Origin of the sequence: Calothrix sp. NIES-3974 (genome assembly GCF_002368395.1) — a bacterium.
Classification (GTDB): Bacteria; Cyanobacteriota; Cyanobacteriia; order Cyanobacteriales; family Nostocaceae; genus NIES-3974.
On sequence record NZ_AP018254.1, the window covers coordinates 5,322,337 to 5,335,140 of the forward strand.

Sequence of the window (12,804 nt, forward strand, 5' to 3'; positions counted from 1 at the left end):
GCCAGAGAAATTTTTATTTCTTCATAATTATCTTACATAAGACTTTCTCGCAAGTAAACCTATTTACAATCTAAAAGTATTAATTTCATATATAACTTTACTGTTACTTTTTTTTGGGAGATAGAACATGATTTTTATTTTCCAAAATAATAAATAATCATGGTTTGTAATCTGGGATAGATAGTAACATCCCAGTAAAGTTAGGCGTAAAATAAGCAACCATTAATTTGAGGGGAAAAGCTGATATATTAATGTCTTGAGTTTTTGCTCCCTGCCTTCTATAACTCATCATTACCATAGGCAGCTACCAATACCAGACACCTCCTTGAAGATTTGCTCCCCCTAGACCCATCCATTGGATTTACCAGCAAGGTATACCCAATCTCCCATCAAGTTATTAGCAAGCTCAATAATACACTGTATGAATTTTTGATGAAGAGAACTATTAACATCATATATCCTGCATCAATACAAAATAAATTGAGAATGGAAGGCTAAGAAAGTAGTATATACATACAACGATTATATTGAACAACCAGATAAGCAAACTAACTTTAATTAATCTTGATATTCGCAATCATTATTTGAAAATTAGATAAAGAAAAATCATCAATAAACTTAGATGTAATGAATGTAAGTCATTCAAGGGCTGATAATCCCATAACTGATGTTTTTGAGTCAGATATGACTCCGTTATGCCGTGACTAAGGTGGTTAGCTGGCCATGTTAATTTTTCTCCCCGAAGTTAAAAAGTAAAGTATCAAAAATATTTTCCCAAAAGATTTGACTATTGGGGTAGAACTGTTATACTTTGGACTTTAAATTATTTCAACAAATAGATGTAAGTAAGGAGTATACAATCTCTGAATTGTCATCCTTGCTGATATGGGTGCGCTTTACTGGTTATAAAATACCTAACTAGGTATTCGATACTAGTTGACGGTTGATTGAGGAACACTGAAGAAGCAGCTAGTTGCAATTCGATATGATGGGAATGCCGACTTAGCCGAATTTGGTGACGACACCTGCTTTCTGGGTTAACAAGTGTAGCGGGTTTCTCGGTGTAGCGATCGCTTTGCTGTTCAGACTCGTGTTAACACGATTAATTTTTCGGTGTGGTTTAGAATCGGTCGATTGGTAAATTAGTGAGAAGTTACATAGATTTAGATAAAGCGATGCAAGCATGGTAAAACAAATGCCGACAAGAGAACAGAGTTTGCAAGTCATTAGACCTTCCCAGGAAGTTCCCCCCGAAGCAGCATGGGTGAGCAAGCGGTTTGAATTTGCGGAACAGAGCAACGCTTTAGCTCCGATTTGGGGGCTTTTACGTCGGCGATTATTTGTCATTGCGAGCGTTGCTATTTGTGCGACAACGGCCAGTTGGTTATGGAGTTCCACACGCACACCGAAGTATGAAGGGAGATTTCAGCTACTGGTGGAACCACTGAAAACTTCTGATAGTGAGTTGGTGAGATTGCTATCGAAGACTCTTCAGGAAAATGTCAATGAGTTATCTCGACAAACCCGGACAGAATTGGATTATCAAGCCTTAATGGAAGTGCTGAAAAGTCCGAAGGTAATTGACCCGGTAGTGCAGGATTTAAAAACCCTATATCCAGATATTACCTATGACCAGTTGGTGGGGAATACTAATGGTAAACCAGCTGCCATTGGATATAACATGCTCATGATTTCTCGGATAACCCAGGGTAAAGATGAATCGCGGGTAATTGAGGTTCGCTATCGTCATGCCAATCCACGCAAAATCGAAGAAGTGTTAGGGCGGGTGGCAGATGCCTATCGTAAGTATAGCAGCGAACAACAGCAAAGCAATCTCCGTCAAGGGATTAAATTTGTTGATCAACAGATACCCCAGGTACGTTTGCGGGTAAATACACTGCAAGCGCAACTTCAGAGTTTTCAACAGCGTTATGGGGTGTTTAACCCCGATTTACAGGGAGAACAGTTAATTAAACAGCTCGATCAAGTCAAAACTCAACGCTTGGAAACCGAACGTAAATTTGCCGAAGCGCGATCGCTGTATGTATCACTCCAGCAACAAATCGGAATGCGACAAAATGAAGCGATCGCTGCGTCTGCATTGAGTGAATCACCCCAATATCAACAATTGATGACCAGGGTACGGGAACTAGATGCCAAAATCGCCGAAATGGGAACCCGTTATACCGAAAATAGCCCGATGATGATCAATTTACGGGAAGAAAGACAGAAATTAATGGGACTAATGCAGCAAGAAGCTCAATTAGCCCTGGGAACCAATCGTCTGACGGATTTACCTGCACGGGTAGTCACCTATCAAAACTCGGTACGTCGCGATTTAACTCAACAATTGGCCAATACAACCAACCAATTACAAGCTTTGCAAGCAAGCTTACAATCCCTGGTGCAAACCGAAGCGCAACTGGAGCAGCAAATCAAAGAATATCCCGCCGTTTCCCGTCAGTATATTAATTTACAACGTGATTTACAGGCAGCCACGGACACCCTCGACCAATTACTCAAGCGAAAAGAGGCTTTAGGGGTAGACGCAGCCCAACAGGATGTCCCCTGGGAGTTAATTATGCCACCTACCATACCCCGCAACCAAAAGGGTAATTTAGTACCCTATGCCCCCACCCCTTCCCGTGATATCATCTTGGGAGCTATCGGTGGTTTATTGTTGGGAACCTGTGCTGCGTTTGTGATGGATAATCTGCAAGACATCTTTAACGACAGCGAAGAAGTGCGACGTGCAACCCGATTACCCCTACTAGGAGCAGTTCCCTACTATCAAGAGATGAAAAAACCTGGGGGAAAAATGCCAGGAAAAACTTCTCCAGGAAGCGAAGAAGTAGTACTCGACCCGAAAGCTGGTCAATTTGCCCAAGCTTTTTGTTCCCTATACAACCGCATCCATGCCTATACTAGCGAAAGTGCAGCCCATACTCTGACGGTGACTTCAGTGGGGGTCAACGAAGGTAAATCAACTGTAGCGGCAAATTTAGCCCAAATAGCAGCCCAAGCTGGAAAACGGGTATTATTAGTGGATGCCAACCTACGCCGTCCCCAAGTCCATGAAATTGTCAACCTGGTCAATCTCAAAGGTTTAAGTGAATACCTGGAGGAGGGTGTAGATTTTAGTGATGTGGTTGGTTTAGCACCCCAGGAAGATAATTTATTTATTGTCACCGCCGGGAAAACGGTGAAAAATCCCACGAAAGTGTTATCTTCGGAACGGATGCAATCGTTCATTAATCAAGCGGAAAATGAGTTTGATTTGATTATTTTTGATACATCCCATCTCCTAGGTAAATTAGATACCACCGTACTCGCTCAACAAACCGATGGTATGGTATTGGTGGTTGGCCTGGGTAAAGTTACCCGCTCCCATCTCAAACAAGCTGTTGAGGAACTGCGGGTTTCCCAAGTACCTGTGTGGGGGGTAATTACGAATAATTTGCGAGGATAATTAATTGGGATAGAACATAATTGGATTGATGGTTTTTAGATTTTGGATTTAATTCAACGTGAAATTCACCCAGGGACTAACTAAACAAATTAAGCAAAAATTTTCTAACCAATTTCTGCGTAACCTGAGTTGGTTAGGAATGGCGGAAATTATTTATCGGGTGGTGCGTCTCGGACTAGTAGTCATTATTGCTCGCTATTTGAGCAAATATGATTATGGTTTAGGTGCAGTAGTTCTCACAGTCAAGGAATTTGCAGTTAGTTTTTCCAATGTGGGTATTGGTGCAAAAATCATCCAGGTCGAAGAAGAGAAATTAGCAGATTTATGTAATTCTGCCTATTGGTTGAATTGGTTAGTATTTACGGGTTTATTTCTAATTCAATGTATTACCTCAATTCCCATTGCTTGGGTGCAAAAAACTCCGGAATTAATTTGGCCAATTTGTGTATCGGGAATTGCCTATTTGATTTGGCCTTTGGTGGGGATTCAAAAAACCCTGATTCAAAGGGAAAATCGGTTTAAAATTATTGCAATGACGGATAGTCTGCAATTTAGTATTTCTAGTATTTTTACCGCGATTTTGGCTGTTGCAGGGTTAGGTGTGTGGTCATTTGCCCTACCAAGTGTGATGATTGCGCCATTGGAGGTGATAATTTATCACTATTTTCACCAGTGGCGACCTAGCCGCAAAATAGAGACTAAATACTGGTCAGAAATCTGGCACTTCGGGAAGAATATTCTCCTGATTGGATTATTAAATACACTGCGGAATAATTTAGATTATTTAATGTTATATACTTTCTTGGGTGTAGAATCTTTAGGTTTATATTTCTTTGGCTTTAATGCAGGTTTAGGAATTAGTTTGAGTATTATTAACGCGATTAAATCAGCTATCCTACCCCATTTATGTGCAGCGAGAAAGGACTCCGAATCCTTCCAGAAAACCTATCTACAAACAATGAAAATTATTGCTATGGTGATAATTCCCTTTGTCACCCTCCAAGCAACTTTAGCACCGATTTATGTACCAATCGTGTTTGGGCAAAAATGGATACCAGCAATTCCGATTGTTGTGTTAATTTGTTTGTCAGCTATTCCCCGTCCCTTTGCCGATGCAGCATCCCAGCTACTAGTAGCTATCGGTAAACCCCACCTGGATTTACGCTGGAACTTGATATTTACTTTTGGGTTTGCGATCGCCCTCCTGATTGGCGTAAATATTAGTATAATTGGTGTGGCATCGGCTGTATTAATTAGCCATGCTCTCATGTTACCTTTGTTTACGTTTTGGGCTAGTCGATTTGTATTTCCCAAAATATTCGTTTGCAAGTAGAGATGCGACATGTCGCGTCTGTTTTACTATTTTTCAGTAGCCAAAAATTACAGGAATCATATTTGATTTCTGTAAATATTTAAGAGACGTGAATTCGACGAATTATAAACGCTACAATCCTTGTGAATCAATGATTTTGAAAGTTAAGGTTTAAAGGAACCTTATCCATGAGTTGAGAACAAAGTCAATAACTGACTGATTCCAGGTTTGATGATTTTATTCTCAACATCCTATGAGGTTTTTAAAAACTTCTATTTTCTACGAATGTTACTGGACAGGAGTTTCAGGCTTTATAAATCATCGAACTCACGTTAAGAGATGTAGCGTTGCTACGTCTCTACAAGATTCATCTGTTGCATTATTTTTTCAAATTGGTATCACTATTCCCCACTCCCTACTTACCTTCATCGATTACCGATAATTCTCCATATTTAGGACTCCACCAACCTTTTTGTGTTTGAAAATAGGCGACATCTTTGTGGTTTTTGTCGTTTCTCGATTGGGGTTGGCTACAGCGTAACAGGGATTTTTGTTGTCCGTCTTTTTGATAAAAATATTCTTCTAAAGGCTTTTGACAGACTGGACAGGGATATTTGGTGGGGACTGGGGTGGACGGGGATTTAGTTGCTGTGGGGGAACTAGATGAGGGTTGTTGCCAAGTTTTTGCATGTTCGTTCCAAAACATGACGATATTGTCGCAACCACTGACACATTTAAGAAAATATTTCTTTTTCAGCTTTTTGCTGGGGATTTTGGCTAACTGGTGATGGCAAACTGGACAACGGGTACGGGATTTTTGGTAGTTGGAGGAGTTAGGGGATGGGGTTGGAGTTTTGGGGTTACTGGTGGTAAAGTTGGCAGCAATGGTTTGGGCTTTAGCTAGGGCGATCGCAAAGTAGGTTTGGTGCCAATTGATGAGATAATCTTGCCAGGGCTGTTTACCGGAGGCAATGTCGTCTAGAGCCGCTTCCATTTTGGCGGTGAATTCGCTTTCTAGGAGGTCTGGTAAGGCTTTTTGCAAAAAATCGTCCACTTCCATCCCCAAGGATGTTGGTTGCAGGTTGGCTTTGGTGAGTTGGACATAACCGCGTTTTTTCAAGGTGGCAATGGTTGGGGAATAGGTGCTTGGACGACCAATCCCTTTGCGTTCCATTAACTGGACTAATTTGGGTTCGCTGTAGCGGGGTGGGGGTTGGGTTTGCTTTTTTTCGTGTCCTGCATTGGTTAAGGTTAATTCCTGTCCCTGGTGGAGAAGGGGTAGGAGGGTATCTTGACTTAAATTTGCCCAGTAGCGAGCGTAACCTAAAAATTCTACCACCTGTCCCCGTGCTTGCCAAAGAATGTCCCCCGATTGACTAATTACCTGGGTTTTACGGAGTATGGCTGGACGACATTGGGATGCAACTGCTCGCTTCCAAATTAGTACATATAAATTAAATTCCTCTTCACTAAGTTCGCTGCGTAACTGAGTGGAGGGACGGAATAGGTCGGTGGGACGGATAGCTTCGTGAGCTTCTTGAGCATTTTTACGACTGCGGTGTCGGGTTTTTTGGGGAGGGATATTTTCTGGGTCGTTGGTCTCTAACCATTGACGAACGCGATCGCAGAATTCGGGACTGAGGATGACCGAATCGGTGCGCATGTAGGTAATTAAACCCGCTTCAAACAGCTTTTGTGCTACCTGCATCGTGTGTTCGGGAGCAAATTTTAACCGCGAACCCGCAGCTTGTTGCAGGGTGGAAGTAATAAAAGGGGGAGGTGGTTGACGGTTTTCTAATTTTCCGGTGTATTGAATGACTTGATGGGGGTGGGATTTGGCAATTTCGACTAAGCGATTGGCTTCCGCTTCCGATAGTACCCGGGTTGATTCCGGTGTGGTCTGGGGTTTTGTCACCGTATCATCATGATTTTCCGTAGGGGGAGAATTATCCCTAGGTGCATTCACATCACCATGATAAAAAGCTCGTAAACCCTCTCCATAGTCCACCCAAACACTCCAATAATCCTGGGGGACAAAGGCAATAATTTCCCGTTCCCGTTGACAAATCAAATGTAAAGTCGCACTTTGTACCCGACCGACACTTTTTGCACCATTATTCAACTTCCAAACCAGGGGACTACCCTTATAACCTACCAACTTATCCAAACAATCCCGACACAAACCTGCACCAATCAAATTAAAGTCCAAATTGCGGGGGTGAGCGATCGCCTGTTTGACTGCTGCATCGGTAATTTCTGTATATACTACCCGACGGGGATTTTTCAATCCCAAAGCCTGTTGCAAATGCCAAGCAATAGTTTCCCCTTCCCGGTCAGGGTCTGTCGCTAAAATTACTTCCTGTACCTGACGTGCGGCTGCTTTTAATTGTTGAATCGTTTCCCTGGCTCTTTGGTCACGGGGTATATAATCACACGTTACCCGGTTTTCCGTCATGGTAAAGCCGAGTGCATCCTCCCCCTGATTACTTAATTCCCGAATATGACCGCAACTAGCCTTGACAATCCAATCATGACCCAGGATTTGACTCAGTTTTTTCACCTTTCCAGGAGATTCAACTACCAGCAGTCGTTTCATCGGATTAATTCGGGTTTGCTGTACAAGTTTTTCATCGGGAACAGACCGGAAAATTTTTCCCTCTCTGCATATAATACATCCTTTCTACCAGAAATTTATCGATTAATTGGGGTCTACTGAATGAAAAAGTCTGAAGCGTGATGGTAGGGAACAGGGAGTAGGTGAAGACGCGACATGTTGCATCTCTACTATCCCATCTGCAAATGTATTAGGGACTGCTTTTCCCATGTCTACGAAAGCTAATCCGCAACACCATAAATCACCCAATCACTATTGTGAAATCGCGGCAGAAAATTTACGATGGGCATACATCTGGTATTTTCGGAGATAATTAGCTTTGCCCGCAGATATTCGTCATGTTCAGCCTCCCCTGAAATATATCCCACCCCGATTTAATCGCGTGATTTTTGAGTTGGCAAAGCTGTTTATTCCCCTGCTGCTGCGAGTAAGATTACGTCCGTGGCTTCCTGCGGGTATTAGTCGGGTAGAAATTCAGCAGATGGAAACTTTAGTGCAACTTTATCGCCAATTTCAAGCGGGAAAGATCAGGTTGCTGATAGCTTTTCGCCATCCGGAGGTGGATGACCCTCTGTGTATGGCCCATTTAATTACCCAAATTCCCCGAACTGCGCGGAAAATGGGGATTAAGCTGAAAAATCCTGTCCATAGTCATTTTATGTATGATCGTGGTATGACTTTATGGGCTGGAAAATGGCTAGGATGGTTATTTGCTGGGTTAGGGGGAGTTCCGGTACGTCGGGGACGGAAAATCGATAAAAAGCCGATTCAAACCGTGCGTCAATTGCTTTTAGATGGTCAATTCCCCTTTGCGATCGCACCGGAAGGTGCTACAAATGGCCATAGTGGGATTGTTAGTCCTTTAGAACCGGGTGTTTCCCAATTAGCTGTTTGGTGTGTGGAGGATTTACACAAAGCTAATCGTCCGGAAATGGTGTTAATTGTTCCGATAACTGTGCAATATCATTATCCCCAACCTCCTTGGCAAAAACTGGATTGGTTATTGTCGAAGTTAGAACGGGATACCGGATTATCCCCCCAAGTAGTTGATTTAGCTAATCATGGAGAATTGGAACCCATATTTTTTGCCAGAATTATGCGCTTGGCAGAACAATTGGTGGGGAAAATGGAAGGTTTTTATCGTCAGTTTTATCACTGTGAATTTCCAGAAATTATTCTCCCCAACGGGTCGGATATAGATATACTAATGGAACGTATTCAACGTTTACTAGACCAAGCTTTACGTGTAGCAGAAGTTTATTTTGGTGTTGTATCCCAAGGGTCAAAAATTGACCGTTGTCGTCGCTTAGAAGAGGCTGGTTGGAGTTATATTTATCGTGACGATATTGAGGATATTCACAATTTATCAGCTTTGGATCGGGGATTAGCAGATTGGGTCGCTAGCGAAGCCGATTTACGTTTGCGTCACATGCGATTGGTGGAAAGTTTTGTCGCTGTTACTAGTAATTATCTACAGGAAAAACCTTGTATTGAAAGGTTTGCGGAAATGTCTTTATTGATGTTTGACCTGGTATCTCGTCTGCAAGACCGTAATGCTTTACCTGGACGACCCAGATTGGGTTGGCGACAAGCAACAATTAAGATTGGTGAACCGATTTCCGTCACAGAAATATGTGCAGGTCATTTAAATAATCGTCAATATCTGCGACAAATTCCCGCCGAAGTGACAAATATTTTGTTTGCCCAAATGCAGCAATTAGTCGCAGAATGAAAGAATGCGGGATGCAGGAGTAAAAAGTTAAAATAGGTGATGGATTATTTGACGTGGGAGTAAAGACGACCCGTCGGGTCGTCTTTACAGTGAGTAGGGAATCGGGAGTAGTTTACTTAATCAATCTGTTTTTCGGCAAAATCCAGAAATAAAATGACGCTAGAAATAGTCAAACCTCCGCCGAGAAAAAAAAGATTCAAAAAATTAGCTATTTCTGGGTTTGTACCAATATAAAAAGGGCGGGTCTGAGAACACCAACTACAATAAACTAAAAGCGAAATATATCAGCGTGTGCAGTATATTCCTTCCTAACCTGGTCGTAAATCATTGGATATTTCCAGAATCCCGCGAGTTCCATCGAGATATACCTGTTGTCCGTCCTGAAGAATCCAAGTTGCATTTTGCACATTCACAATGGTGGGTATGCCGTATTCCCGTAGGAGGATAGCAGCATGGGAAAGTCGTCCACCGGTTTCAATCACTACCCCTCCTGCTCTAGCAAAAACCGGTGTGAGAGTGGCTTCAGCATTAGGTACAACCAAAATCGTCTGTTGGTCTATGTTTTCAGGAATAGCTTGCAGATTGCGTAGAACTTTGACTTTTCCTTCCACATAGCCGGGGGAACTAGGTATTCCGGATAACACTTGGTCGGGGGAAAGGGAAGGCATTAAAGTCGCGAAAATGGGGGGGTGATTACCGTAGATAATGCGGGGGACGGGGTTAACTTGTTGATGTTGGGAATATTGCGATCGCCGTTGGTAGGCTAGTAGTTGGAGACGGGAAATGGTGTGGGTTTCGGTTTTGTGGAGGAGTTGACGGATTTCTTCTAATTCTAAAAAGAAGATATCTCCTGGTTGTTGCAACCATCCTGATTGGAGAAAATATTTTTCTAATTCTAAAAAACACCAACGTAATTCGGCAATTAATCGGGCATAGATTTCTGCTACTTGTCCTTTTAAATTAGCGCGACTTTGGACAAATTTACTGCGCCACGGACGACGACGTTGACGACCAAAATCGGCTTCATTACCTAACATTAATTGCATAAATAATTGACGGACTGGTTGGGAATCTTCTGACCAAGTTGGGGAAGTAATATCTGCACCTGTTGCCGTTAAATATCCATATTTTTTGATTAAATCTTCCAATTGAGCGAGAATTTTTTGCCCTTCCTGGGATACCTGTAAATCTTCGTAGACATTATCGGGGTCAAATTCCGTTAACAGGTTTTTTGCCGAGGTTGCAAGGTCGTACAGGGAGCGTACAGCCGCCACATCAGGGGTACGATAATAGTCAATATCCCCATCCTTCACCCGAAAAATCCGTTGGCGAAAGGTCACACTCAAGGGTACACACACATAATAATAGGTAGCCCGTTGTAAAACTTCCAACACATAATCAATCCGTGCTAACAACCGGGTCGGAGTTAGGGTATCACGTTGTTCTTGGGAAAGTTGGGAAATCGCGATCGCAAATCTTCGGTGGCGATCGCGATGGAAATCTTGCCTTAAAAATAATTCCCTGCCGTACAATCGGAATAAACCAGGTAAGTTGCGAAATAGGGTGTCCCAAGGAATCCTCTCTAACTCCGTATTCTGGATCAACCATTCTAGACTTTGAGCTGGTAAACCTAAACGGCGAAATATTTGTTCTAATAATGTGGCATTGACATAGGCACGGGAAAAATATAATCTACCAGCTTCATTAAAATCTAATCCTAAAGACCGTTCCCCTAAAATCAGGGCGAAAATCCCTCCCCAAACGCTACAAATTAAGGGACAATGGATTGACCAAGCCAAGGGAGAAATCATACCAGGAATGGCTTCGGCGGCAATTTTACGAGTCCAAATCGGTAGTAAAGTTGAAACAGGACGGACTTGTAAAATCCATAGGGTTTGTCCATCATGACACCATTCAATATTCTGGGGAACACCGTAACAATGGGATTCAATTTTCCGGGTTAAATAGGCAACCTGTTTAATAATTACGGGGGGAATCCGTCCTTCCCCTTGTAAACTAATGGTGGAAGTATTCCCTGACTCCAACACAAAAGCCCGATAAAACTCCGGTGTCATCCGTCCACTAGTCACCAAATTTCCCTGTCCAGTACAAGCTTCAATGGCGATCGCATCTGCTTCCTGGGTCATCGGGTCACGACTAAAGGCAACCCCAGCATACACACTTCGCACCTGCTGCTGAATCAAAATCGCCATTGCTCCATCCTGAATTTGGCGATCGCGTCGATATTGTATTGCTGTGGGACTATTGTAGGATGCTTGTACTTGAGCAATGGCTGCTTGTAATGCCGATTGACTGGTGACGTTAATTACCCCTGCATATAAACCCGCAGCAGCACCGTCAACCTCCTCAAATACCGGCGAAGCACGCACCACCAAAGGCGAAAGTTCTGATGGCTGTAAATAATCAAACAATAATTGCGGGTCATCGTAGGGAAACAAAATCCAACCCTGGGGAACGGGATAACCCCACCGCTTCATCTGTGATAACATGGCCGCCTTTTGACCCACAACCTCTGGACTCAATTCCTCATCCAGTGACAAAATTCTATGGTCACGACGAAATAAATTATTGCCCCCCGATGGCAACTCTTGGTAATTTAAGCTAATCCCATCATCCTGAATATTGGGTGATTGATTATACATCCAAGCCAAAACCAGGGAAAGAGCGATCGCCCCACCAATACGTAACCCGTTCTCTGGGTTGAGAATGGCCACAATTAGGGGGAAGATAATCAAAACCCCAAATTTTGCAGCTTGACGGGAGCGGATAATCGAAAAACTCACAGCAGTCAAGACAAACACACAAGCAGCAACCAAGGGGTCATGGACAAACAAACCCCAAACAGCATTGATTGTCCCCACGGTGCGAGTTGCTCCGTAGCGACCGACAACCACCCCAGCTAAAGCCACCAATTCCCAACCGGAAACCGTCCCCAGCAGTCCACGCACGCTTAAAACCGCCCCAATCCCCTTAAAAGCCTCCAGCAACACCGCTCCAATTCCCACCGGTGTTCCCCCATAGTAAAATGCTGCTGCTACCCCTATCTTCCCTGCTGGTATTCGTCTGAATTTACCTTGCGTTAATAGCTGCGTCACCCACCCAACTAATGGTAACGCACCCAATATCGGACAGATTACAAAAATTAAAACGAAATCCCAAAGTCCAAGCATGTTCAAATATCAGAAGTTAGATTTATCTTCCTATCTAAAATCTAATAATTCAAACATGAAACAAAAAATTTTTATAGTTAGAGGCGCGGTTTGGATCACCGCGCCCATTTCGATTCAGTAATAAAACGTCTTTTTAGTAACTTTACAAATGGTCAAAATTACGGTTACACCAAAAATTTCACCACAAAGCTGAACTCACAAGTCGAGTCAGGGAAGATTTATCAAAACATTAACCAACTGCATAGGCTGTTTGCAAAGCCCACAAAATTAACGCCGCAATTGAACCCAACAGAATAATACTAGAAATCATCACCAGTTTTGGTGAGTCAGCACCATCAAATTTCATGATGCCTCGGTTTAAATCGGACATAACTCAGTTATCCTCCTATTTACGACTGAGCAGCAAGTTAGCCCGCTACGATTGTAATACCTTCATTTTTCAACCGGACTATCCCTAGATAACATTTTCTTTAAGGTTTGTAACAA

Annotated in this window: 6 protein-coding genes; 3 read left to right on the top strand and 3 right to left on the bottom strand. The window is 42.8% G+C overall.

Annotation, left to right across the window (positions count from 1 at the left end):
• Nucleotides 1–1,195 precede the first annotated feature (1,195 nt).
• Together CDC37_RS21200 and CDC37_RS21205 are read left to right on the top strand one after the other, a co-directional pair.
• Nucleotides 1,196–3,469, top strand: coding sequence for a GumC family protein (locus CDC37_RS21200; RefSeq protein WP_096626502.1), 2,274 nt, complete (start codon nt 1,196–1,198; stop codon nt 3,467–3,469).
• Between the two features lie 58 nt (nt 3,470–3,527).
• Nucleotides 3,528–4,802, top strand: coding sequence for a lipopolysaccharide biosynthesis protein (locus tag CDC37_RS21205; protein WP_231943139.1), 1,275 nt, complete (start codon nt 3,528–3,530; stop codon nt 4,800–4,802).
• Nucleotides 4,803–5,196: 394 nt separating this feature from the next.
• Here the strand turns inward: CDC37_RS21205 and topA are convergent, their stop codons facing one another.
• The gene (gene topA / locus CDC37_RS21210; RefSeq protein WP_096624871.1) at nt 5,197–7,377 is read right to left on the bottom strand and encodes a type I DNA topoisomerase; all 2,181 of its coding nucleotides are present in this window, start codon (nt 7,375–7,377) and stop codon (nt 5,197–5,199) included.
• A 337-nt stretch (nt 7,378–7,714) separates the two neighbouring features.
• Between topA and CDC37_RS21215 the strand changes: the two genes are divergently transcribed.
• Nucleotides 7,715–9,127, top strand: a complete 1,413-nt coding sequence (locus CDC37_RS21215) for a lysophospholipid acyltransferase family protein (RefSeq protein WP_096624873.1) — start codon at nt 7,715–7,717, stop codon at nt 9,125–9,127.
• Between the two features lie 308 nt (nt 9,128–9,435).
• Here the strand turns inward: CDC37_RS21215 and CDC37_RS21220 are convergent, their stop codons facing one another.
• Together CDC37_RS21220 and CDC37_RS24780 are read right to left on the bottom strand one after the other, a co-directional pair.
• The gene (locus CDC37_RS21220; RefSeq protein ID WP_096624875.1) at nt 9,436–12,318 is read right to left on the bottom strand and encodes a glycerol-3-phosphate acyltransferase; all 2,883 of its coding nucleotides are present in this window, start codon (nt 12,316–12,318) and stop codon (nt 9,436–9,438) included.
• A gap of 229 nt (nt 12,319–12,547) precedes the next feature.
• The gene (locus tag CDC37_RS24780; RefSeq protein ID WP_172892809.1) at nt 12,548–12,688 is read right to left on the bottom strand and encodes a hypothetical protein; all 141 of its coding nucleotides are present in this window, start codon (nt 12,686–12,688) and stop codon (nt 12,548–12,550) included.
• Between the last annotated feature and the right edge of the window lie 116 nt (nt 12,689–12,804).